Here is a 23136-nt window from a genome sequence, read left to right on the forward strand (position 1 = left end):
AAAGTTAACAGCTTCCTCAAATGTTTACAAGAAATTTGAGGGGAAGGTTCAGGGTCAAGTCTGACATTCGGACACGACCTCTGCCGTAGACACTGCTACGGCAGAGGTCGTGTCCGAATGTCAGACTTGACCCCGATTTTATTCGGTGGCGAACACGCACAGGGCGGTCAGGGGGAAGGCGAGGCCGGCCCACAGTACGCCGGTCCAGCCGTGCGCGGCAAACATCCAGCCACCCAGCGATGAGCCCAGCGCGCCGCCCATGAAGAACAAGGCCATGTAGAGGCCGTTCAGGCGGCTGCGGATCTCCGCCGGCAGCGCGAAGATGGCCCGCTGTCCCGTCACCAGGTTGGCCGAGACGCCCATGTCCAGCACGATCGAGGTCAGCACCAGCACGCCCAGGTCGACCACGCGGCTGGAATGGATCAGCAGCGGCAGGGCGAAGGCCAGCGCGCCCAAGCTCAGGGCGACGGCGGTGGTCGAGCGGCTCTTGCCCTGGTCGGCGCGGCGGCCGGCGATCGGCGAGGCGATCGCGCCCGCCACGCCCACCAGCGCGAAGATGGCGACGCCGGTCTGGCTCAGCTCGAAGCGCGGGCCGGTCAATTCCAGCGACACGCAAGTCCAGAACAGGCTGAAGGCGCCGAACATGCACGCCTGGTAGGCGGCGCGGCGGCGCAGGATGGGCGTGCTCTTGAGCAGCTGCCACATCGAGCCCAGCAAGGCGAAGTAGTGCAGGCCGGAACCCGGATGGCGCTGCGGCAGCCGCGCGCGCAGCAGGAAGGCCAGCGCCGTGGTGCCGACAGCCGAGATGACGAAGATGGCGTGCCAGCTCAGCGCGTCCGCCACCAGGCTGGAGACCGGCCGCGCCAGCATGATGCCCATTAGCAGGCCGCTCATCACTTTGCCCACGGTCTGGCCGCGCTTTTCCGGCCGCGCCATGTGGGCGGCGAACGGCACCACGATCTGCGCCGCCACCGAACCGAGTCCGATGCAGAAGGCCGCCAGCAGGAACAGGGGCGCGCTGCGCGTGAACGAGGCCGCCAGCAGGGCGGCGGCCGTGGTCAGCAGGGCGATGAAGATCAGGCGGCGGTTTTCCAGCAGGTCGCCCAGCGGCACGATGAACAGCAGGCCGAGGCAGTAGCCGATCTGCGTCAGCGTGACGATCAGGCCGGCCGCGCCGGGATCGAGTCCGGTGGCGCGGCTGATCGGGCCGATCAGCGTTTGCGCGTAGTACAGGTTGGCGACGATGAGTCCGGTCGCGGTGGCGAACAGCCAGACCATGCCTGGGGAAATGTCTTGCTGGGCGTGGGACTGGCTCACGGGTGCTCCTTCAATTTGCAGGTCGCAATTTTACCGGCGATCACAAATTGCTGCTGAGCGCGAGTCGTTTTGCCTACAGCCCCGCTGCGGCCAGCGCCAGCCCCTGCCGCACTTCGGCCGTGATTTCATAGGAGCGCAGGCGCTGCGCGTGGTCGAAGATCTGCGAGGTGATCATCAGCTCGTCGGCGCCGGTGCGGGCGATGAATTCCTGCAACTGGCGGCGCACCGTGTCCGGCGCGCCGATGGCCGAGCAGGACAGCACGGAATCGAGCAGCGCCCGTTCCTGCGGCCCCAGCGCCTGCAGATAGCCGGCCTGCGGCGGCGGCAGGCGAGCCGGGCGGCCGCTGCGCAGGTTGACGAAGGCTTGCTGCATCGACGTGGCGCGGTAGTGCGCTTCCTCGTCGCTGTCGGCGGCGAACACGTTGAAGCCGAGCATGACGTGCGGCCTGGCCAACTGCGCCGACGGCTGGAAGTTGCCGCGGTAGAGGGCGATCGCCTGCATCATCATCTGCGGCGCGAAATGCGAGGCGAAGGCGAACGGCAGTCCCATGTGTGCGGCCAGCTGCGCGCCGAAGGTGCTGGAACCCAAAATCCACAGCGGCACCTTGGCGCCTTTGCCGGGCACGGCCAGCACGCGCTGGCGCGGCGTGTCGGACATGTAATCTTGTAATTCGAGTACATCCTGCGGGAAGGCGTCGGCATCGCTGTCGAGGTTGCGGCGCAGGGCGCGCGCGGTGGTCTGGTCGGAGCCGGGCGCGCGGCCCAAGCCGAGGTCGATGCGGCCGGGGAACAGCGCCTCCAGCGTGCCGAACTGCTCGGCGATCACCAGCGGCGCGTGGTTGGGCAACATGATGCCGCCGGCGCCGACCCGGATGGTCGAGGTGCCGCCGGCCACATGGGCCATCACCACGGCGGTGGCGGCGCTGGCGATGCCGGGCATGCCGTGGTGCTCGGCCAGCCAGTAGCGCTGGTAGCCCCAGCGCTCACCGTGCTGCGCCAGGTCCAGCGTGTTGCGGAACGATGCGGAGGGCGTGCTGCCCTCGGCGATCGGCGAAAGGTCGAGGATGGAAAATGGAATCATGAGGGCTATATCCGGCCGCTTGGTCAATAATCAATGAAACCCGTGGATTCGGTGTGGGTATTAGGCGTAATAAATCAATAATATCTAATCATTTAAACAGTATTTTTATTAAAAACTTGATATTTAGTGTGTTTATTTCGCTGAAGTTTGGCCGCAAGTTTTAAAAAAATATCTCGCCGCGCATTTTCCTGATTTACCATAGGAAACAGTAACGCGCATCGCCTTACTACTCCCATATTACATTTCATTCTTTCGATGGCATGCCCGCTATCGCGGGGGGAAACTCATGCCGAAGAAGATTGCCATTCTCATTACGATATTGCTGGCCTGCTGCCAGGCGGTGTTTGCCGCCGGCTTGAGCGAGCCGGTTTCGGCCGCGCACCGGGGCCAGTTGTACCGGGTCACGCACGATGGCAAGACCAGCTATTTGTTCGGCACCATCCATGTCGGCAGGGACGGTTTTTACCCGCTGGACCCGCTGGTGTCGCGCGCGCTGCTGGACTCCAAGGCGCTGGTGATCGAGCTCGATATCCGCCAGGATGCGCCGTTCCAGCTGGCGCTGGCGCGCCATGGCCGCTATCCGGAGGGCGACACGGTGCAGCGGCACCTGTCGCCGGCGACGCTGCGCCTGACGGTGGAGGCGCTGGCGCGGGCCGGCATCTCGCTGCAATCGGTGCAACTGTACAAGCCCTGGCTGATCGCCAATCTGCTGGTTGGCGCCGAGATGGAGGTGCATGGCTTCCAGCGCAGCCAGGCGGTCGAGTACGCGCTGCTGGCGGCCGCCAAGAGCCAGGACAAGGCGGTGCGCGAGCTGGAAAGCGCCGATTATCAGCTGAGTCTGTTCGATACGCTGGATGAACGCCAGCAAGAGCAGTATCTGCTGGAGCACCTGGCCGACCTGGCCGACGGCGCTTCGCTGAAGAAGTCCACCGCGCTGATCGACGCCTGGAACGCCGCCGACGCGCCCGCCATCCGAGCGGCGTGGCGGTCCGCCACCAGCGGCGACACGATCTCCGCCGGCTTCATGAACCGCGTCCTGCTGGGCAAGCGTAATCCGGAAATGGCCAACAATATCGAGCGCATCATGCAGCAGGAGCCAACTGCCTTTGTCGGCGTCGGCCTGCTGCACCTGGTGGGCGACGACGGCTTGCCGCAGCTGCTCAGGAAGCGCGGCTACCAGGTCGAGCAGCTGTACTAGCGAACTGTTACAGTCCACTAGTAGCTGGTCAAGGCGCCGTTGCTGTAGCGTACGCGGTCGCCGATCTTGTAGCTGGGCATGGAGTCGACCACCACCATCTGGCTGCTGCCGTCGTCCATGCGCACGCTGACCCGGTAGACCTTGTCGGTCGGCAAGCCAACGCTGCCGCCGGCCGCCGCCGCGCCCGCCGTGCCCACGCCCACGTCCTGGCGCTGCATCTGGTCGATGGCCTGCACCACGCCGTAGGACGCTTGGGCGCTGGGGTTGCTGTTGGTCATGGTGCCGGTGGTGCTGCTAGTTGTGCCGGGACTGCCGCCATCGGACGGATAGCTGCTGGTGCTGCTGCTCGCGCTGGGTTCGCTGCTGCGTTCTGAGGCGCAAGCCGCCAGCGTCAGAATAAATAGCGCGACGATAGAATTTCTTGTCATATTCATTTCATTCTCCCCTCGGTCGAATCATCAAAATGGCCAGCCTTTTGATTCAGAGGTCGTTTGCTCGGTTTTGTTCCTCGACATTCTGTCGCGGTTGATATACATCAATCGAACGTTGCTACTCACACGCAATAATTGTTGGGTATCACTTTAAAGGATATCGATATGTTGACACGCGTGACAGATACTATTATCGAAGATTTAATTAATTCAACTTGTGGCAATGCGCCGGACCCTCGCAGCCGGCATTTATTAACGCATTCATTGCACGAACTGGTACGCGTGGCCAAGGCGGAGCAATTGCAGCAGATGCGTTTGGACGTGGGGCTGGCGATGGGCGCGCCTGGAGAACGCGCCGGCAGTATCAGTTTGACGGCTGGATGCGATAGCGGGTCCACAGGACCCACATGAAGAACGCCGTCAGCACGGCGGCGTTGCAGTCGACCAGCCAGTCGGACACGGCACCATGACGGTAGGGGAAGAAACTTTGCACGACTTCGTCGAGTGCGCCCATCAGGGCGATGGTCAGCACGGCCTTGCCGGCGCGTAGCCGCAAGCTGCCGGTGCCACCGGTGAAAATCAGGAAGGTCAGCCCGGCGTAGGCGACCGAATGCAGCAGCAGTCCCGAGGCCACCTGGCCGATGTCCTGGCGGGCGCCGGGCAGCGAGCCGAGTATCAGGATCAGCAGATACAGGACGATGGCAGTCCAGTAACGTAGTCGGGCATGGGAATCGGTCAGAAGAAGTAGCTTGATCATGACCCGGACAATACCATGCAGCGCAGAAAAGGGGGAGTGGTGCACCGGAAGCCCGGTGCACCTTTCTTCCGTCATGCCTATCGGTTGCATGTACTGAAGATGTGTCCAGTATAGGAAGTGAATATGACGCTGTAATGACAGCAAGCAAAAAAAAAGCCCGCTGGTGAAAGCGGGCTTAAAACTATTTTCTTGGAGGAGAATAGTGGAGACAGGTGTAATTATGGGGGTACGAAAGATATGTGTCTAATTGATGTTTCAGATACCAGACATCAACCATGCGTATATCTCTTTATTTCACCGGCACCGTGTAGTTCAGCGCCAGCCGGCCGCCGTCCACATACAGCGTCTGGCCGGTCATGTAGCTGGCGTCGTCGCTGGCCAGGAAGGCGGCGATCGAGGCCACTTCCTCCGGTTCGCCGCAGCGGCCCATCGGCGTGCGCGACAGGATGGTGTGGCGCGCTTCCGGGCTGGCCATCACGGCTTGCTTGGCCAGTTCGGTCAGGATGGTGCCGGGGCCGATGCCGTTGACGCGGATGCCGTGCGTGACCAGGTTGAGCGACATGACCTTGGTCAGCTGGTTGATCGCGCCCTTGGACACCACGTACGGCACCTGGTTCGGAATCGCCAGTTCGGCGTTCACGCTGGACATGTTGATGATGCAGCCGCTGTGTTGCTTGGCCATCTCGCGTGCCACCGCCTGGCCGCACAGGAACATGGATTTGAGGTTGATGCGCAGCACGCGGTCGAAATCGTCCTCGGTCAGGTCGAGGAAATCGGCGGCGTGGGTGACGCCGGCGTTGTTGATCAGGATGTCGATGCGGCCGAATGCGGCCAGGGTGGCGGCCACCAGCGCGTCGACGTCGCATTTCTGGCTGACGTCGGCGGCGAAGAAGCGCGCCTGTTCGCCCAGCGTGGCGGCGGCGGAAGCGCCTTCCGGCTTGATGTCGACCAGCATGACCTTGGCGCCTTCGGCCACCAGGCGCTGCGCGCAAGCCAAGCCTATGCCTTGGGTGGCGCCGGTCACAATAGCGACTTTGTTCGTGAGTTTCATAGGAATTCGCTTTCTAAGGAGTGAGGGTCAAATTTTAACAGGCGGCTGCGGGGGGCGTTACAATAGAGGGTTTGCAACAAATTCGAAGGGTGCGTCGTGACTTTCATCAACAAATTATCTGCCGCCTGGGCGGCCAACGACTCCCTGCTGTGCGTGGGCCTGGATCCGGACATGGCCAAGCTGCCGGCCCAGTTCCACAACGACCCGCAAGGCATCTACCACTTCTGCCGCGAGATCATCGACGCGACCGCCGACCTGGCGTGCTCGTTCAAGCCGCAGATCGCCTACTTCGCGGCGCTGAGCGCGGAAGACCAGCTGGAGAAGATCTGCCACTACGTGCGCGACAACTATCCGCACATCCCGGTGATCCTGGACGCCAAGCGCGGCGACATCGGCGCCACTGCGCGCCAGTACGCGCGCGAGGCGTTCGACCGCTACGGCGCCGACGCGGTGACCGTCAATCCCTACATGGGCTCGGACTCGGTGGAGCCCTACATGGAGTGGAGCGAGCGCGGCGTCATCATCCTGTGCCGTACCTCCAACGCCGGCGGTTCGGACTTGCAGTTCCTGAACGTCGACGGCAAGCCGCTGTACCAGCACGTGGCGCGCCTGGTGGCCGACAAGTGGAACACCAACGGCCAATGCGCGCTGGTGGTGGGCGCCACCTTCCCGGAAGAACTGGCGCAGGTACGGGCCATCGTCGGCGACATGCCGCTGCTGGTGCCGGGCATCGGCGCGCAGGGCGGCGATATCGAGGCGACCGTCAAGTCGGGCCGTACCTACAACGGCACCGGCATGATGATCAACTCGTCGCGCGCGATTTTGTACGCGGCGGCCAAGGCCAATGAAGACTTCGCGGCCGCCGCGCGCCGCGTGGCGCTGGAGACGCGCGACGCCATCAACCTGCATCGCGCATAATTCAGTTTAGTGCGCTGGGGCGATCAGCTCCACGTACTCGTACAGCTCGGCCAGTATGTGTTCGGCACGCTCATCGGCATCCTGTTGCAGATGGTCGATCTCGCCGAAGAACTGGTCGATGCTGCGCGCGCCGCCGGCGCCTTCGTAGAAGCGCGCCGCGCGGTGCTGTTCCCAATGCTCCATTTCGCCTTCGGACAAAGTCTCGGGGAAGTTGCGCGCGCGGTAGCGGAACAGCAGTTCCAGCAGGCGCGGATCGCTGAACGACGGCGATGACGTGGCCAGCCTGGCCGGCGTTTCCTTGCGCAGCGTATCGAGCATGCGGCGGTCGTCCTTGCCGACGAAGCCGTTGTACAGATCCTCGTCCACATCCAGTTCGGCGCCGGCCGGACGGTGGAACACCTGCTCCCATTCCACATCCATGTTGCGGCCGGCCGCGGCCAGCGCGGCGTTGGCCTTGCCTTGCTCCAGGTCGATGCCCCACTTGGCCGCCATCGCCGGCGACAGCGTCTTCAGGTTGGACACCAGCATCGGCGATTTGTTCAGGTGGATGCTCTTGACCGGCAGGCGCGTCACGCCTTCCGGCAGCGCGTCGGCGCGGCTGAAGATGCGGGTGCGGATGGTGTCGGCATCCAGCGTGAACAGCTCGGTCGGATCGTAGGTGCAATCCCAGACGATCACTTCGTTCTTGTTGGTCGGGTGCGTGGCCAGCGGCCACACCAGCGCGATGCAGCCGCGCTCGGCCGGGAACATGCCCGACACGTGCAGGAACGGCGCGCGCAGCTGCGGCGCCAGGTGCATGCCGATCTCGTCGGCCACGCGGTCTTTCTTGTGCAGCGCCAGGCAGAAGTCGAACAGCTTCGGTTGCTTCTGCTTGATCAGACGCGCCAGCGCGATGGTGGCGCGCACGTCGGACAGCGCATCGTGCGCCGCCTCGTGCAGCAGGCCGTTGGCCTTGGCCAGGTGCTCCAGCTTGAAGCTCGGCTTGCCGTCCTCGCGCAAGGGCCATGCTATGCCTTCCGGACGCAGCGCGTAGGTCATGCGCACCACGTCCAGCAAGTCCCAGCGGCCGCACTGGTTCTGCCATTCGCGCGCGTACGGATCGATCAGGTTACGCCAGAACATGAAGCGGGTGATCTCGTCGTCGAAGCGGATGGTGTTGTAGCCGACGCCGATGGTGCCCGGCTTGGAGAAGGCTTGCTCGATGGTGGCGGCGAACTTATGCTCGGGCACGCCCCATTCCAGGCATTGCTGCGGCGTGATGCCGGTGATCAGGCAGGATTGCGGGTCCGGCAGGAAATCGTTGGCCGGCTTGCAATACAACATGATGGGATCGCCGATCTCGTTCAGGTCGGCGTCGGTGCGGATCGCGGCGAATTGCGCCGGGCGGTCGCGGCGCGCCTGGGCGCCAAAGGTTTCGTAGTCGTGCCAGAGAAAGGTCTGTGTGGTCATGGTTGCGGTCAAGGGGGCTACAGTTATTCGTAAGTCTGCCGATAATTAAAGATATTCCAACAGGAGCCACATCATGGCCACTCCCGTCTCTGCAACATCCGGCAGTACAACAGCCGCGACACCGGTCCAGGCCAAGGACGATAGTAAGGTGAACGTCCTGGCCAAGGCCAAGGCGCAGCTCAACGTGTCTATCGTACAAGCTTCCTTGACGGTATCGTTGAATTCTTCCAACGATCCCTTGTCGGTGGTGCTGAAAACGGCGCTGACCGGCATCAACGAGGCGCTCAAGGACGATTTCGGCGACAACGCCATCCAGAACGCCGTGTCGCAGGATAATACGCCGGAAGGCACCGCGAGCCGCATTGTATCGCTGTCGACGGCGTTTTACGAAGCCTTCCAGCAGCAGCACCCCGGCGAGGAGGGCGACGCCGTGCTCAACAAGTTCATGGATACGCTGAAAAAGGGCGTGGACCAGGGCTTCAAGGAGGCGCGCGGCGTGCTGGACGGGCTGAAGGTGCTGAATGGCGATGTGGCCGGCAATATCGACAAGACTTACGAGTTGGTGCAGAAGGGGTATGCCGACTTCGCCGCCGCGCACCAGGCGCAGCCGGCCGACAGCGGCGCGGCCCCGGTCAAGGCTGGACCAGGCCAGTAGCTTCGTGATGGACCACGCGGTTGCGGCCCTGGTCCTTGGCGCGGTAGAGCGCGCCGTCGGCGGCGGCGATCAGCGCATGGTCGTCCTGGCCCGCCTGCAGCGTCGCCACGCCGAACGAGGCCGTGATCTGCGGCAGCGCCATGCGCATGTCGGCAAACACCACCGCCTGCTGCATGCGTTCGCACAGGCGCTCGGCCACCGCCACCGCCACCTTGTCGCTGGTGTCCGGCAACAACACCATCATTTCCTCGCCACCGTAGCGCACCGCGAAATCGGTCGGCCGCAGCGCGCTGCTGAGCACGTGCGCGGCCGTGCGCAAGGCCTGGTCGCCGGCCAGGTGGCCGTGGCTGTCGTTGAATTGCTTGAAGTGGTCGAGGTCGATCATGATCAGCGCCAGCGGCGCGTGCGAGCCTTGCGCGGTGGCGATCATGGTCGGCAGCAGGTCGTTGAGCCAGGCGCGGTTGTACAGTCCCGTCAGGCCGTCGATCATCGACAGCTGGCGGTAGAACTCGCCCAGCTTCTGGCGCCGGCGCAGCTGCGCGTTGGCGGCGCGGATGCGGAAGGACAGCAGCCGCAGCAGGTTACGCGCCAGCACATTCGATTCGTCGATCAGCTTCCAGACGATGTCGGCCTCGATCACCAGTACTTCGCTCTGCTCCAGCGCGGTGATGCTCGACAGGTTGGCTTCCTCGTCCAACACCGATTGTTCGCCCACGCTTTCGCCCGGCAGTATCTTGCTGACGGTGCCGTCGGCCATGCCGGTGCGGGTGTCGGTGGCGACCGAGAGCGCGCCGCGCAGCACGATGTAGAGGCGGGCGCGGCTGGAATCGGTGACCGCCTGCCCGGCGTCCAGTTGCATCACGGGGCAGGGCGCCAGCAGTTTGGCGATGGCGGTGTCGTCGTCGGCGTTGCGCAGCAGTTGCAAGTCGCTGATCTGGTAGCGGGAGGCGCCGAATGTGCTGATTTGTTTCAAAATGGTCTTTCAGGATGCTGATGGGCAAGCACGGTAATCATAGCTGAACTGCCTGGCATCGCGTGTAAATTTCGTCCCGCAGTTGTTGCACGTTGTATCCGCAGATGCTTCAATGTCGCATTGCCCACACTGGATGACAACATGGAATATACCGACGCGATCGGCACCCCGCATCAGGCCGATCCGCACGCGCGCATCGTCTCGCTGGTGCCGTCGATTACCGAGCTGCTGTGCGAGCTGGGACTGGCCGGGCAGCTGGTGGGGCGCACCGGCTTCTGCATCCATCCGGCCGCGGTGGTGCAGGCCATCCCCAAGATCGGCGGCACCAAGGATGTGAATATCGAAAAAATCCGCAAGCTGGCGCCGACCCACCTGGTGGTCAATATCGACGAGAACGAAAAGCCGACCGTCGAGCTGTTGGCGGAATTCATACCGAACATCGTGGTCACCCATCCGCTGCGCCCGCGCGACAACCTGGCGTTGGCGCGCCTGATGGGCGGGGTGTTCTGCCGCGAGCAGGCGGCGGCCGACTGGTGCGCGGCGTTCGAGGCGGAATATGCGCTGCTGCGCGCCATGCCGCCGGGCCGGCCGCAGACGATGTTGTACTGCATCTGGCAAGACCCGTGGATGACGGTCTCGCGCGACACCTATATCGCCCGCATGCTGGAGGAAATCGGCTGGCGCGTGCCGGCGCTGGGCGAGGCGCGGTATCCGCGCTTCGAATGGTCGTCGGAACTGATCGCGCAAGTGGACGGGGTGCTGCTGTCGAGCGAACCGTATCGCTTCACGGAAGTCCATGCGGATGCGCTGGAAAAGCAGATCGGCAAGCCGGTGTTGCTGGTCGATGGGGAGATGATGTCCTGGTATGGCAGCAGGTCGCTGCAAGGACTGGGATATTTGCGGGAGCTAGCACAGCGCTAGCTCCGCCCATGTCAATCTTATTCGGTGTCGTCTGCTTCGGCTTGGTCCGCCACGGCGCCGTTGGCGTGACGCTTGTCTTTGTCATGCAGGCGGCCCAGGGCGCTGTCGATGGCGCGTTTGAGTTTGTCCGCCGAACCGCCGATGGCCTGGTGCAGCGTGGCGGCGTGATCGCTGACGGCGATCGGTTGATACCCGGTGACGCGGGCTTCCATCAGGCAGCGGTTGTCGCCGTCGGCCGATTTCTGCACCAGGTTGTCGCTCAGGTGGACTTCGACGCGGGTGATCTGCTCGCCGAAGCGGTGGAGGGCATTGCTCACGACCGTATGTACATGTTCATCCAGACCGGCGTGGCGGTCGATGGTTTTGTCGGCATTGATATTGATTTGCATACGCTTGCTCCTGTTTGTTGAACTGCAATTCAATATTACTCCTTTTCTTCTTAGGTTCTCATTAAGCATTGATGAGTTCTCATTAAGCATTGATGAGCGAAGCGGCAATGTTGATCGACAGCCCCAGGATGGCCAGGTTGTAGAAGAAGCACAGCACCGACTGCCCCAGCACCACCTGACGCATGGCGCGGCCGCGCACGGCCACGTCCGAGGTCTGCACCGCCATCGAGATGGTGAACGAAAAATACAGGAAGTCCCAGTAGTTCGGCGTCAATTCCTGGTCGGGGAATTGCAGCGGCTTCTCGCCCTCGTTCTTGATGTAGTACAGATGCGCGTAGTGCGAGCAGAACATGGTGCCGATCATGAACCATGAGCCGGTCAGGGTCAGCACCACGAAGCCGTAGTGGTAGGCCATGTCGGCCGGCGGCAGGTCCTTCAGCGTGGACAGCTGCGAGATGATGGCCACCAGGCTGACCATGATGACCAGCGACAGCGTGGCGAGGATCACCGGCCCTTTTTCATCCTGGCGGCAGGCGGCGCGGTGAATATCGTGCTGGTCGGCGCGCACCATCATCCAGCCCATCGATAGCAGGTAGGACCAGACCGTGATATTCCACGCCGTCAGCAGGCGCGACAGCAGCGGCCAGGCGTGCGGCAGCAGCGGGGCGGCCAGTGCGCCCAGCGTCACCGCCAGGCTCAGGTGAGGGCGGCTGTGGATGATGCCCGGCAGGCGTATGCGTAAAGTCATTATTTATCCTCGTGTGGAAAGCGGTCCATGCGCGACAGGACCGGGAATAGCACGGCCCAGGCGCCGGTCACGGCCAAGGTGGCGGCGCCGCCGAACAGCACCGCGCGCGTCAAGCCCATCCAGCCGGCGGTCAGGCCGGATTCAAATTCGCCCAGCTCGTTCGAGGCGCCGATGAAGACCGAATTCACGGCGCTGACGCGGCCGCGTATGGCGTCCGGCGTTTCGAACTGCACCAGCAGGTGCCGCACGTAGACGCTGATCATGTCGCCGGCGCCCATCAGGAACAGGGCCGCCAGCGCGATGATGAAGCTGGAGGTGGCGCCCAGCACCAGCGTGCAGACGCCGAACACGCCGACGCCGCCCAGCATCCACAGGCCGACCCGGCGCGTGATCGGGAAGAAGGTCAGCGTGATCGAGCACAGGGCGGCGCCGGCGCCGGGCGCGGTGCGCAGCAGGCCCAGGCCGGTCGGGCCGACCTGCAGCACGTCGTGCGCCAGCGCCGGCAGCAGCGCGGTGGCGCCGCCGAACAGCACGGCGAACAGGTCGAGCGAAATCGCGCCCAGCACCACCGGCTTGGACCAGACGAAGCGCAAGCCTTCCAGCACCGTGTGCCAGGTGGCCGGCTCGCGGTTGCTGGGCTGCTTGACGGATTTGACCAGCGACATCATCACCACCGCGGCCACCAGCAGCGCCGAGGAAATCATATAAACCGTTTTCGGCCCGGCCAGGTAGAACAGGCCGCCCAGCGTCGGGCCGAGGATGACGGCGAGGTGGAAGCTCGACGAGCTCAGCGCGACGGCCTGGCTGAGGCTCTCGGCCGGCACCAGGTTGACCAGGATGGCTTGCGTGGCCGGCCCCATGAAGGCGCGCGCGCTGCCGAACAGCACCAGCACGGCAAACACCGGCCAGACGGCGCCGAGTCCGGCGACGGTGAAGCCCAGCAGCATCAGCCCGCACAGCAGCTGCGCGCCCAGCGTCAGCGCGATCAGGGTGCGGCGGTCGTAGCGGTCGGCGGCGTGGCCGGCGAACAGGATCAGCAGCAGGAAGGGCGCGAACTGCGCCAGGCCGATCAGGCCGAGGTCGAACAGGTTGTGGGTCAGCGCATAGACTTGCCAGCCGATGGCGACGTTTTGCATCTGGACCGCCAGGGTGGCGAGGGTGCGGGAGGACAGGTAGAGGGCGAAGTTACGGTGGCGCAGGACGCGGAAGCCGTTGCTGGAACTGGTCATTTGAGCTTTCAGGGAGCAGAGCCTTGGGACTCCGCATCCCTGTCTGCTCCCGGTGGAGATGGATGCTTAGGGCTGGTTGATGTCGGCTTCGGTGGTGAAGGCATCAGCGTAGAATTCATCCTCCGGCAAACGGCATTGCGCGACGAAATCGCGCTTGGCGGAATCGACCATGATCGGCGCGCCGCAGGCATACACCTGGTGGCCGGACAGGTCGGGCAGGTCGGCCATGACGGCGGCGTGCACGAAGCCGGTGCGGCCGTTCCAGTGGTCTTCCGGCTGCGCGGCCGAGATCACCGGCACGTAGCTGAAGTTCGGCAGGATCGCTTCCCACTGGCGGCACAGCGCGTCCATGTACAGGTCCTGCGGGCGGCGGCCGCCCCAGTACAGGGTCATGGCACGTTGCGAATCCTGCGCGCGCAGGTGCTCGATGATGGCCTTGATCGGCGCGAAGCCGGTGCCGGAGGCCAGCAGCACCATCGGCTTGTCGCTGTCCTCGCGCACGAAGAAGGTGCCCATCGGGCCTTCGAAGCGCAGGATGTCGCGTTCCTTCAGGGTGCTGAACACCTGGTCGGTGAACAGGCCGCCCGGCATGTGGCGGATGTGCAGGCTCAGCGGCTGATCCTGGTCCGGCGGCGAGGCCAGGCTGTAGCTGCGGCGCTTGCCGTCGCGCAGCATGAATTCGATGTACTGGCCGGCGCGGAATTTCAGCGTCTCGTTGGCCGGCAGTTGCAGGGTCATAACGATCACGTCACTCGCCAGTTTCTCCAGCGTCGCCACGCGCGACGGCATCTTGCGGATCGGGTAGTCGTCGCTGCCGGCCACTTCGCGCGCTTCGATCACCAGGTCGCCTTGCGCGGTGGCGCAGCAGAACAGCGAGTAACCGGCCGCTTCCTCGTCCTTGGTCAGCGCGCGCTCCTGGTGGGCCTTGTGCGTGACCGCACCGGAAATGACTTTGCCTTTGCAGGAACTGCACGCGCCATTCTTGCAGCCGTAGGGCAGGCCGACGCCGGCGCGCATGGCCGCGGCCAGCACGGTTTCGTCTTGCTCGCAGCTGAATTGATGGCCGCTGGGCTGTACAGTGATTTGAAACGTCATACAATCCTTCAATGAAAAAACTTACTATTCAAAAATTCAAGCTGCCGCGCCTGTTGATCGTGGGCTGCGGCGACGTGGGCATGCGGCTGGTGCCGCTGTTGCGTCCGTATTTTCGCGTGTTCGCCACCACCAGCCAGCCGTCGCGCCGCGCCGCATTGCGCGCGCTGGGCGCCGTGCCGCTGGTGGTCGACCTGGACCAGCCTGCCACTTTGCGGCGCCTGGCCGGCCTGGCGAACCATGTCGTGCACCTGGCGCCGCCGCCCGCCGAGGGCGCGCAGGACCGCCACACGCGTAATCTGACCGCCATTTTACCTGAGCACGCCCGTCTGGTTTATGTCAGCACCACCGGCGTCTACGGTGATTGCGGCGGAGCGTTGTTTGACGAGAGCCGTCCGGTGGCGCCGCGCAACGCGCGCGCCTTGCGCCGGGTGGACGCGGAGCAGGTGTTGCGGCGCTGGGCGCGGCGCGCCGGCGCGCAACTGTCCATCCTGCGGGTGCCGGGAATTTATGCCGCCGACCGCCTGCCGTTGAAGCGTTTGCAGGCCGGTACGCCGGCGCTGGTGGAGGCGGAGGACGTGTACACCAACCACATCCATGCCGACGACCTGGCCGCCATCATCGCGCGCGCACTGTTCCGCGCCTTGCCCAACCGGGTGTATCACGCGGTGGACGATAGCGATATGAAGATGGCGGAGTATTTCGATGCGGTGGCGGACGCCTTCCAGCTGCCGCGCCCGCCGCGCCTGGTGCGCGCCGAGCTGCAGAAAGTGGTGACGCCGGCCTTGCTGTCGTTTATGTCGGAATCGCGGCGGCTGAGCAACGGCCGCATCAAGCGTGAACTGGGCGTGCGGCTGCGCTACGCCACCGTGGCGCAGATGTTGAAGGGCTGATCAGGCGCGCGGCGGGCGCTTCTTCTGCTGCACGCGCTGTTGCTGCTTTTTCTGGGTCTGCACCTTGTTTTGCTTGGCTTCGTGCAGGGCGACGGCGTCCTTGCGGGCCTGTTCCGGCGTGCGCAGTTCGGGATCGTTATCGTGGGCCACGAAATATTCGGCGTCCTGGGCGTCGACCACCAGCTTGATGGCGGCGGCGTCGTCGAGGTCATAGATTTCGTGGAGCAGCGTCGTTACTTCGTCGAGGAATTCTTCGTAGGTCATGGGAGTATGTTGTAAAAACAAGTAAAGACGGGGCGGAAATTACACTAGTGCAAGTCGTTTCCGTGGGGTTTGTGCCAAAATGGCAACGCAATTTGTATGAGCTATATCAATCAAGTCTGCACATGATACGATATTGTTAGCCATCTCACGAAGGAGCCATGGGTATGACAGCCACTTCCCATCCCAGCAAGGAGCAGGTTCGCGCCTATATGCACCAGCGTGAGTGCGACCGCCGTCCTCCGCCTACGCCGGATGAGATCCGTCGCCAGCTGGGCTGGTACTACAACTCGCACGACATCGACTTCCTCGGTTCTTCCACACTTCTCTTCCCAGGCTCTATCGCCCAACTGGCCGCTTTGATGGCGGTTGAATGGTGTTTTCGTGCCGCCGGTCTCAGCCGATCCAACTGACTTTACCAATATTTATACCTTTTCTCGCAACAAATATCTTCCTAGCACAAGAAATAGGGGTAAAATCTCTCTAAATCTCACAGAAATGTCTGATGAGTTAGCCGTTCGTTAACGTAAACGTGTATTATCTCGGCTAAGCACTAAAAACCGGCATTAATGACTGTGTTTTGTAGTGCTTCATTGGTAATAGAGCTAAAAATTTTTTTTACCCATGTGTCGTTTTTTGACTAAGACGGCCAGAACCTACTTAAAAAACATTATGTCTATCAAAGAAATCACCGCATCGCCGACCTACAACCCAAATCGCGTCCTGGATGCCATCATCGAGAAGTTGCAACTGAAAAACGATGCAGCCCTGTCGCGCGCGCTGGAAGTAGCGCCACCGGTCATCAGCAAGATCCGTCACAACACGCTGCCTATCGGCGCGACCATCCTGATCCGCATGCACGAGATCAGCGATTTCAGCATTCGCGAACTGCGCGAATTGATGGCGGCCTGATGACGGGCCAGTCGTAAAGAAAACGGCGCGGACCTCTCGGTCACGCGCCGTTGTCTTATGCGGCCTGGTGCTCAGGCCGACGTGCTGATGGTGGTGCCGATGCGCTGGCCACTGGTGTTGACGGTCGGCGCGGCTGCCACTTGCGGCGGCGCCGGCGGCGTGACGCGTTCGGCGGGTTTGTCCGCCGCTTTCACCGGCTCAGGCTGGCGGGGCGGCGTTGCTGGTACGGCGGCAGTACTGGACGCTACGGTATTGACAGCCATGATGAACTCCCATCATCCATAAATATCCCCAGAGTATGCCACTTATTTGAGCAGCCCGCCTGTTCGTGTTGCCGTGTGCGGCGCACACGCCAGTGCTCAGGCCGACGGCGTCAGGCGCGGGCGGTCGCTGTAGAAGCTGGCGACGCGGGCCTGCTCGATGATCGCGCCGGCGTCGACCGCCGTTTGCAAGCCTTCCACCATTTTGCCTGGCGCAGCCGAGTAGGCAGTCACGCCTGGAGCGGCCGAGTAGGCGGTGTTGGCACTCACGCCTGGGGCGGCCGAGTACGCGGTCTTGGCGGCAACGCCAGGAGCAGCCGAATACGCGGTCTTGGCGGCGACGCCAGGAGCGGCCGAATACGCGGTCTTGGCGGCGACGCCAGGGGCGGCCGAGTAGGCGGTTTTGGCGGCAACGCCAGGGGCGGCCGAGTAGGCCGTCATGCCCGGCGCAGCCGAATAAGCGGTTGCGCCAGGCGCGGCCGAGTAGGCCACATCCTGATGCGCGGCGCCGCGCAGGTAGGACTCGCCGAAAGTGGCCTCATACAATTCCTGCATGCGATGGCCGAGACGCTCGTGCGCCATCAGGTCGTCCTCGCCACGCAGGCCGATGTACGGGAAGTGGTGCAGGAAATGGCCGAACACGGCGTCGCAGTCGACGGCGTATTTCATCGTGTCCAGGATGTGGTAATGCCAGAAGGTGTCGACGTCGACCAGCGGCGCGGTCTGCTCATTCGGGAACTGCTTCATCAGGAACAGGAAACGGCGATATTCGGTTTCGATGGCGTTGGCGCGTTCCAGCGACCAGCCCTCGCCAGACTCCCTGTGCATCAATTTGACTTTGATCGGTTCCAGGTCCAGGGCATTGATGACGTTCATGGCATTTCCTTTGCGTTGATGAGGCGGGTTGAAAAAATAGAACAATTGCAATTCTTGCCCAGCGCAAGCGAAGAGCTTTTGATTTTTCTCAAGCTTTATCAGGAACGTCCTACGGTATTGGGAATGCACTGACGCGGACCCGGCCATTTACGCTGGCGCGTCGGCCGCCAGGCGGGCGGTGAGCTGGCGGTCGTCGGCCGCCGGCGGCGGCACGTAGTCGACCGGCACCGAGATCGTTACCGTGGTGCCGGCGTTGTGGCCGCCGGTGATGGCGCAATGGCCGCCGAGCAAGCTGATGCGCTCTTCGATGCCGACCAGGCCGAAGGAGCCGACCTTGTTGCGGCTGCTCTCGCGCAGGCCGACGCCATTGTCGCTGATGGTCATGCTGAGCATGCCGCCGGCCTGGCACAGCTCGACCCGCACCAGGCTGGCGCGCGCATGCTGCAAGATGTTGCTCAGCGATTCCTGCAATATGCGGAAGAAGGCGGTGGCGCAGCGGTCGTCGATGCGGATGTCGCTCTGGTGCTCGATCAGTTCGCAGACCATGCCGGAGCGCTGGCGGAACTGGGCGATCTGCCATTCCACCGCCGCGTTCAAGCCCAGGTCCAGCACGGTCGGCCGCAGGTCGTTGATGATGTGGCGCACGCTCTTGATGGTGCTGTCGATCTGGGTCAGCGTGCTGCGCGCGCGCGCGTGCAGGCGCGGGTGGTTTTGCCGGGTGCGCGAGGCCAGCAGGTCGGCGTCGATGCGCAGCACCAGCAGGTTCTGGCCCAGGTCGTCGTGGATTTCGCGGGCGATGCGCTTGCGCTCCTGTTCCTTGATCTGGTCGGCGTGGGCCGCCAGCTGGCGCAGCTTGTAGTGCGACAGCTGCAGCTTGGCCTGGCTGTCGCGCAGCTCCTTGGTCATGGCCTTGGCCATTTTGATGGCGCGCATGCGCGACGACGACAGCGTGTGGAACAACAGGTAGAACAGCAGCGAGCCGACAAAGCCGCAAGCCATGGCCAGCCACGGCAGGAAGGCGTCGAAGCGGCTGTACCAGACCGTCTTGGGCGCGCTGAAATGGGCCGACCACTGGCGGCCGTTGAAGTCCAGCGGCAGCACGATGGCGAACTGGTCGTCCCGGTGCGTCGTGTGGCGCGCGCTGGCGCTGTTGTCGTACAGCAGGGTGAGCGGCGAGACGCTGCCGTCGGCGTTCCTGCCATCGTCGTACAACATCAGGTGCACTTCGCGCACCTGCATCTGGTCCATGGCCGCGCGCACCAGGCGCGGCACGCTGAAGCCTATGCCCACCGAGCCGATGTAGGCCGCCCGGCGCTGTTCGACGTCGTTGAGCGACACGTCCTTGCGGTAGAGCGGCAGGCGCATCGCCAGCGCCCAGCCCTGGGAATTGCGGGTGTTTTCGATCGGCATGCCGGAGGTGATCAGCTGGCCGGTGTCGCGCGCCAGCGCGATGGCGCGCGCGGCCTGTTCCCTGGCGCTGATGTCGATGCCGAGCCGGTGGCGGTAGGGGGCGACGGGCTCGATCATGGTCAGCACCGAATACTCGTCGCGCCGGCCGGCGGGCTTGATGGTGAAGTTCGGGTAGCCGTCCGGCTGGCCGTCGCCGCTGCGGGCGGCGGCGCGCTCGAAGGCGTCGCGCTGGGCGTCGGTGACGTGCTGGGTGAAATTGATGTTGTCGAGCGCGGGAAATTGCTGCCCCAGGTCGAGCCCGTTGACATAGCGGTGGAAGCTGGCGCGGTCGACCCGGTCGCTGGCGTCGAAGAAGCTGGCGGTGCCGCGCAGCACGTCGGTGTAGGCGTTGATGCGCGAGGTGATGTTGTACTGGGCATTGCGGGCCTGCTGCGTGAAGCGCTCGGCGGCATCGTGTTCGATGGTTTTGTAGACCATCACATAGAACAGCGCACCGATCCCCAACGATAGCAGGACGCCAGCCCACCACACCGGCTTGGTCGGGGAGAATAGTTGTTTTTGCGCAAGTAACGCTACCATATCGAATGCTTGAAGCAACTCCTGGGACCGGATGTAGGCTGAATATAGGAAACTTTAGCGATGCTAGTCAAGTAAATTTGTTATTTTGCTATTTGTCCTGGACGTTTTGCCATCGCCGGCGATGCAAAAGGCCGGCGCCTCCCATGGGGAAGCACCGGCCTTGGCAGTTGTGGCTGGTCGTAGCAGCGACGCTTATTTGGCGACCCAGCTGTCTTTCAGCGTGACGATGCGGTTGAACACCGGCTTGCCTGGCGTGGAATCGACGCGGTCGGCGACGAAGTAGCCGTGGCGCTCGAACTGGAAGCGCTGGTCCGGCTGGGCCGCGCTCATGCCCGGCTCCAGCCGGGCGGTGATGACTTCCTTGGCGTTCGGGTTCAGCAGCGAGATGAAGTCCTTGCCGCCGGCGTCCGGGTTGGCGTCGGTGAACAGGCGGTCGTACAGGCGCACTTCGGCTTCCAGCGCGGTGGCGGCGGACACCCAGTGGATGTTGCCCTTGACCTTGTAGTTGTCCGAGCCCGGCGTGCCCGATTTCGAATCCGGGAAGTAGTTGACGTGGACCGCCACCACTTTGCCGTTTTCGTCCTTGTCGTAGCCGGTGCATTCAGTCACGTAGCCGTGGCGCAGGCGCACGCGGCTGCCCGGCTTGTCGTCGACCGGCGGCGCATAGCGGAAATAGCCCTTGCTCGGCACTTCCATGAAGTCCTCTTCCTCGATCCACAGCTCGCGCGTGATCGGGAAGCTGCGCACGCCCATTTCCGGGTGGTGTGGGTGGACCGGCGACGTGCATTCCTCGCTCAGGCCTTCAGGATAGTTGTCGATGATCAGCTTGAGCGGACGCAGCACGGCGGTGGCGCGCGGCGCCTTCGGGTCCAGGTCTTCGCGGATGCAGCCTTCGAGCGTGCTCATGTCGATCCAGCCGTCGGCCTTGGTCACGCCGATGCGTTCGCAGAACAGCTTGATCGCTTCCGGCGTGTAGCCGCGGCGGCGCAGGCCGACGATGGTCGGCATGCGCGGATCGTCCCAGCCGTCGACGATGTTTTCTTCCACCAGCTGGCGCAGCTTGCGCTTGCTGGTGACGACGTAGGTCAGGTTCAGGCGCGAGAACTCGTACTGGCGCGGCACCGGCAGCTTGAAGAAGCCGCCCGCCGACAGGGTTTCCAGCAGCCAGTCGTAGAACGGACGGTGATCCTGGAACTCCAGCGTGCAGATCGAATGGGTGATGTTTTCCAGCGCGTCCGAGATCGGATGCGTGTAGTCGTACATCGGGTAGATGCACCAGGCGTCGCCGGTGCGCACGTGGTGGGCGTGGCGGATGCGGTAGATGGCCGGGTCGCGCAGGTTCATATTGGGCGAGGACATCGCGTCGGCGCTGGTCTTGGCGCGCAGGATGTGCTCGCCGTCGGCGTATTTGCCGGCCTTCATGTCGCGGAAGATCTGCAGCGATTCGGCGGCCGGACGGTCGCGGAACGGCGAATTCTTGCCCGGCGTGTTGAAATTGCCGCGGTTGGCCGCCATCTCGTCGGCCGACTGGCTGTCGACGTAGGCATGGCCTTGCTCGATCAGGTACTCGGCCATCGCGTACAGCTGGTCGAAGTAGTCGGACGCGTAGTGCAGATGGTGCTCGACGCCGCCGTCGGCGGCCGGGTAGTCGTAGTCAAAGCCCAGCCATTTGACGCTGTCGATGATGGTGTCGACGTATTCCTGCTCTTCCTTGGCCGGGTTGGTGTCGTCGAAGCGCAGGTTGCAGCGGCCCTGGTAGTCGCGCGCCAGGCCGAAGTTCAGGCAGATCGATTTGGCGTGGCCGATGTGCAGGTAGCCGTTCGGCTCGGGCGGGAAGCGGGTGATCACGCTCGGCATGCCCTCGCGCACGTGGGTGCCGGCCGCCAGGTCGGATTCGACGATGGCGCGCAGGAAATTGGAGGTCAGGACGGGCGTTGGGCTGTTTTTGTCGTTGCTCATCTGAAAAGTTGGCTTTGCAAAAGTTCGAGTGAAGGGCATTTTACCGTATCCCCCCTATGACAGCGGCGGAAATGCTGCGTTGCGGCGGCCTGAGGCGGAAAAGGGGGCTGCCACACGGGTATAATTCGTCTTTAATTGTTTCGGCATCACGGCCCGGAGTTTCCAAAATGGAAAATTACTACAACACGCTGGGTATCGCGCCTAACGCCACCGACGACGAGATCAAGAAGATTTACCGCTCGCTGGCGATGCGCTTCCACCCGGACCGCAACCAGACGCCCGGCGCGGAAGCGCGTTTCAAGGCCATCACCAAGGCCTATGAAATCCTGTCCGATCCGGTCAAGCGCGAGGAATACAACCAGCGCGTGAACCATCGCATCATCATCGACCCGGAAGCGGAAGCGTACCAGTTGTGGCGTGCGGTGTTCAACCTGCATGGCACCGTGCTGCCACCGGCCTGAGCCGGCCACATTCATCAGAAAGCAAGCAATGTCTAGAAAAGTACACCCTGAGTTCGCCTATCAATCGCGCGAGCTCGAAGGCCAGATCGATGGCATCCTGGGCGACCCGCCCGACCGCAAGAACTACCAGCGCATGATCGATGCGCTGGTGTCCGAGTACGCCAGCGGCGGCGGCATCGAAGACGTCAACATGCTGGCCTTCGCGCTGGTCGATCACATCGAGTTCAACAATCCGAAAGGCCTGCTGGCCGAGGCGGAAGACTACGAGTTCGGCGACGCCGGCCGCGTGTTCGCGATGGCTACCTGCAAGGGCGAGGAAGCGGCGCGCATGTACGCGGCGCTGGAAGAGAACCTGCCGGACCTGGGCCGCCAGGCCATCATCACCGCCTTCCTGTTCAAGCATCCGCGCAAGTGGGACGACGACGACCAGTCGCTGGACCAGCTGTCGGCCAACGACGACGGCGACGATGTCAACGACGAAGACCAGGCGACCGACGACTTCGCCCAGATGTTCGATCAGGATGGAGATTAACCATGACTGAAAAAAGTAATCTGCCGGCGCTGAGCAAGCAAGTGACCGAGCTGGTGCTGGCCGGTTCGCTGGGCCACGCCGAGCAAGCCTTCGCCGAGGCGGCCGACCAGTTCGGCGACCTGGCGGTGGTGGAAGTGCTCAACAACATCCCGCCGCAGGTGACGGCGCTGCACCTGGCCGGCTTCGACGGCGGCAAGATGTCGCTGGCGACGCTGCTGGTGCCGCCCAAGGCCTGGGCCGACAGCCTGGCCTTCTTCGCCGCGACCTGGCCGGACGACCAGATCGAGGACGATCCGGAGCGCATCGCCGAGTCGCTGTTCGCCCACATCCACGGCGTGGTGTTTTCCACCGACGACGAAGAGCGCCGCAAGGAACTGCTGGCGGCCGCCTCGGCCACCGACCACGGTTCGACCGCGTTCGCTATTCTGTTCTCGATGGCGCCGAAGGAAATCCTGGAAGTGGCCGGCGAGATCATCTCCAAGGGCCCGTACCTGACCGGCCAGACCTCGTCCGACAACGACGTGGTTCCGCTGGCCATCCTGTTGGCGCAAGCCTCGGAAGACGGCTGGGACCGCGCGCTGTTCGAGCTGTTCCCGGAGTTCCGCCACAGCGCCGACCTGGCCGACGCCGAGTTCAGCGACGACCCGGACGACGAGCCGAACTTCCTGCAGCGCTCCACCAAGGAATTGCTGTACCGCTTGCGCAAGCAGGTACCGTCCACGCGCAGTGCCGCCAAGCCTGGTTCGCGCCGCAGCCTGGGCACCGGCATTTTCTCGTGATGGAA

26 protein-coding genes are annotated in these 23136 nt (G+C 63.4%); 10 read left to right on the forward strand and 16 right to left on the reverse strand.

Going from position 1 to position 23136, the window contains the following annotated elements:
- Positions 1-138: 138 nt before the first annotated feature.
- Both AC07OK_RS29440 and AC07OK_RS29445 read right to left on the reverse strand, forming a co-directional pair.
- The gene (locus AC07OK_RS29440) at positions 139-1278 is read right to left on the reverse strand and encodes an MFS transporter (RefSeq protein WP_494693636.1); all 1140 of its coding nucleotides are present in this window, start codon (positions 1276-1278) and stop codon (positions 139-141) included.
- 112 nt (positions 1279-1390) lie between these two features.
- Positions 1391-2398: an LLM class flavin-dependent oxidoreductase gene (locus AC07OK_RS29445; protein WP_494693602.1), complete on the reverse strand. Its 1008-nt coding sequence runs from the start codon at positions 2396-2398 to the stop codon at positions 1391-1393.
- Between the two features lie 286 nt (positions 2399-2684).
- Here AC07OK_RS29445 and AC07OK_RS29450 point away from each other — a divergent pair, with 286 nt between their 5' ends.
- Entirely contained in the window at positions 2685-3596 is a 912-nt protein-coding gene (locus AC07OK_RS29450) for a TraB/GumN family protein (protein ID WP_494693603.1), read from the forward strand.
- A 17-nt stretch (positions 3597-3613) separates the two neighbouring features.
- Here the strand turns inward: AC07OK_RS29450 and AC07OK_RS29455 are convergent, their stop codons facing one another.
- The 3 genes from AC07OK_RS29455 to AC07OK_RS29465 all read right to left on the reverse strand — a co-directional run bounded on the left by AC07OK_RS29455 (position 3614) and on the right by AC07OK_RS29465 (position 5835).
- Complete coding sequence (locus AC07OK_RS29455) at positions 3614-4024, reverse strand: hypothetical protein (protein WP_494693604.1); 411 nt, start codon at positions 4022-4024, stop codon at positions 3614-3616.
- 367 nt (positions 4025-4391) lie between these two features.
- The gene (locus AC07OK_RS29460; protein ID WP_494693605.1) at positions 4392-4784 is read right to left on the reverse strand and encodes a VanZ family protein; all 393 of its coding nucleotides are present in this window, start codon (positions 4782-4784) and stop codon (positions 4392-4394) included.
- Between the two features lie 289 nt (positions 4785-5073).
- Positions 5074-5835 carry an SDR family NAD(P)-dependent oxidoreductase gene (locus tag AC07OK_RS29465; protein WP_494693606.1) on the reverse strand — a complete coding sequence of 254 codons (762 nt, stop codon included), beginning with the start codon at positions 5833-5835 and terminating at the stop codon, positions 5074-5076.
- A 96-nt stretch (positions 5836-5931) separates the two neighbouring features.
- Between AC07OK_RS29465 and pyrF the strand changes: the two genes are divergently transcribed.
- Complete coding sequence (pyrF, locus tag AC07OK_RS29470) at positions 5932-6753, forward strand: orotidine-5'-phosphate decarboxylase (protein WP_494693607.1); 822 nt, start codon at positions 5932-5934, stop codon at positions 6751-6753.
- A gap of 6 nt (positions 6754-6759) precedes the next feature.
- Here pyrF and sbcB read toward each other — a convergent pair whose 3' ends face one another.
- Positions 6760-8202: an exodeoxyribonuclease I gene (gene sbcB / locus AC07OK_RS29475; protein ID WP_494693608.1), complete on the reverse strand. Its 1443-nt coding sequence runs from the start codon at positions 8200-8202 to the stop codon at positions 6760-6762.
- Between the two features lie 73 nt (positions 8203-8275).
- Here sbcB and AC07OK_RS29480 point away from each other — a divergent pair, with 73 nt between their 5' ends.
- Positions 8276-8857 carry a DUF5610 domain-containing protein gene (locus AC07OK_RS29480; protein WP_494693609.1) on the forward strand — a complete coding sequence of 194 codons (582 nt, stop codon included), beginning with the start codon at positions 8276-8278 and terminating at the stop codon, positions 8855-8857.
- Here the strand turns inward: AC07OK_RS29480 and AC07OK_RS29485 are convergent.
- Positions 8835-9830, reverse strand: coding sequence for a GGDEF domain-containing protein (locus AC07OK_RS29485; RefSeq protein WP_494693610.1), 996 nt, complete (start codon positions 9828-9830; stop codon positions 8835-8837). The two genes, AC07OK_RS29480 and AC07OK_RS29485, sit on opposite strands and share 23 nt — an antisense overlap.
- A 141-nt stretch (positions 9831-9971) precedes the next feature.
- Between AC07OK_RS29485 and AC07OK_RS29490 the strand changes: the two genes are divergently transcribed.
- The gene (locus AC07OK_RS29490; RefSeq protein ID WP_494693611.1) at positions 9972-10751 is read left to right on the forward strand and encodes a helical backbone metal receptor; all 780 of its coding nucleotides are present in this window, start codon (positions 9972-9974) and stop codon (positions 10749-10751) included.
- 17 nt (positions 10752-10768) lie between these two features.
- Here the strand turns inward: AC07OK_RS29490 and AC07OK_RS29495 are convergent, their stop codons facing one another.
- The 4 genes from AC07OK_RS29495 to AC07OK_RS29510 all read right to left on the reverse strand — a co-directional run bounded on the left by AC07OK_RS29495 (position 10769) and on the right by AC07OK_RS29510 (position 14212).
- Complete coding sequence (locus AC07OK_RS29495) at positions 10769-11140, reverse strand: HPF/RaiA family ribosome-associated protein (RefSeq protein WP_494693612.1); 372 nt, start codon at positions 11138-11140, stop codon at positions 10769-10771.
- A gap of 82 nt (positions 11141-11222) precedes the next feature.
- Positions 11223-11888, reverse strand: coding sequence for a DUF1345 domain-containing protein (locus AC07OK_RS29500; RefSeq protein ID WP_494693613.1), 666 nt, complete (start codon positions 11886-11888; stop codon positions 11223-11225).
- Positions 11888-13117, reverse strand: a complete 1230-nt coding sequence (locus tag AC07OK_RS29505) for an MFS transporter (protein ID WP_494693614.1) — start codon at positions 13115-13117, stop codon at positions 11888-11890. The genes AC07OK_RS29500 and AC07OK_RS29505 overlap by 1 nt, the downstream gene beginning before the upstream one ends.
- 66 nt (positions 13118-13183) lie before the next feature.
- Positions 13184-14212, reverse strand: a complete 1029-nt coding sequence (locus AC07OK_RS29510; RefSeq protein WP_494693615.1) for a CDP-6-deoxy-delta-3,4-glucoseen reductase — start codon at positions 14210-14212, stop codon at positions 13184-13186.
- 11 nt (positions 14213-14223) lie between these two features.
- Here AC07OK_RS29510 and AC07OK_RS29515 point away from each other — a divergent pair, with 11 nt between their 5' ends.
- On the forward strand, positions 14224-15102 hold the full coding sequence (locus AC07OK_RS29515) for an SDR family oxidoreductase (protein ID WP_494693616.1): 879 nt from the start codon (positions 14224-14226) through the stop codon (positions 15100-15102).
- Here AC07OK_RS29515 and AC07OK_RS29520 read toward each other — a convergent pair whose 3' ends face one another.
- Positions 15103-15366, reverse strand: a complete 264-nt coding sequence (locus AC07OK_RS29520; protein WP_020705386.1) for a hypothetical protein — start codon at positions 15364-15366, stop codon at positions 15103-15105.
- A gap of 164 nt (positions 15367-15530) precedes the next feature.
- On the opposite strand from AC07OK_RS29520, the gene AC07OK_RS29525 reads away from it, so the two are divergent.
- Together AC07OK_RS29525 and AC07OK_RS29530 are read left to right on the forward strand one after the other, a co-directional pair.
- The gene (locus AC07OK_RS29525) at positions 15531-15776 is read left to right on the forward strand and encodes a hypothetical protein (protein WP_492928096.1); all 246 of its coding nucleotides are present in this window, start codon (positions 15531-15533) and stop codon (positions 15774-15776) included.
- 259 nt (positions 15777-16035) lie between these two features.
- Complete coding sequence (locus tag AC07OK_RS29530; protein WP_008445950.1) at positions 16036-16275, forward strand: hypothetical protein; 240 nt, start codon at positions 16036-16038, stop codon at positions 16273-16275.
- A gap of 71 nt (positions 16276-16346) precedes the next feature.
- Here AC07OK_RS29530 and AC07OK_RS29535 read toward each other — a convergent pair whose 3' ends face one another.
- From AC07OK_RS29535 to AC07OK_RS29550, 4 genes are all read right to left on the reverse strand, one after another.
- Entirely contained in the window at positions 16347-16538 is a 192-nt protein-coding gene (locus AC07OK_RS29535; RefSeq protein WP_494693617.1) for a hypothetical protein, read from the reverse strand.
- A gap of 96 nt (positions 16539-16634) precedes the next feature.
- Positions 16635-17411: a glycine-rich domain-containing protein gene (locus AC07OK_RS29540; protein WP_494693618.1), complete on the reverse strand. Its 777-nt coding sequence runs from the start codon at positions 17409-17411 to the stop codon at positions 16635-16637.
- A 147-nt stretch (positions 17412-17558) separates the two neighbouring features.
- Positions 17559-19400, reverse strand: a complete 1842-nt coding sequence (locus AC07OK_RS29545) for a CHASE domain-containing protein (protein WP_494693619.1) — start codon at positions 19398-19400, stop codon at positions 17559-17561.
- Positions 19401-19592: 192 nt separating this feature from the next.
- On the reverse strand, positions 19593-21359 hold the full coding sequence (locus tag AC07OK_RS29550; protein WP_494693620.1) for a glutamine--tRNA ligase/YqeY domain fusion protein: 1767 nt from the start codon (positions 21357-21359) through the stop codon (positions 19593-19595).
- A 167-nt stretch (positions 21360-21526) separates the two neighbouring features.
- On the opposite strand from AC07OK_RS29550, the gene AC07OK_RS29555 reads away from it, so the two are divergent.
- The 3 genes from AC07OK_RS29555 to AC07OK_RS29565 are packed head-to-tail and all read left to right on the forward strand — an operon-like array spanning position 21527 to position 23131.
- On the forward strand, positions 21527-21820 hold the full coding sequence (locus AC07OK_RS29555) for a J domain-containing protein (RefSeq protein ID WP_020705392.1): 294 nt from the start codon (positions 21527-21529) through the stop codon (positions 21818-21820).
- 28 nt (positions 21821-21848) lie between these two features.
- Positions 21849-22352 (forward strand): hypothetical protein, encoded by a 504-nt coding sequence (locus AC07OK_RS29560; protein ID WP_494693621.1) that lies wholly within the window; start codon positions 21849-21851, stop codon positions 22350-22352.
- A gap of 2 nt (positions 22353-22354) precedes the next feature.
- Positions 22355-23131 (forward strand): hypothetical protein, encoded by a 777-nt coding sequence (locus AC07OK_RS29565; RefSeq protein WP_494693622.1) that lies wholly within the window; start codon positions 22355-22357, stop codon positions 23129-23131.
- Positions 23132-23136 lie beyond the last annotated feature (5 nt).

The sequence above is a fragment of the Duganella sp. GW821-FHT07G03 genome (genome assembly GCF_059418605.1).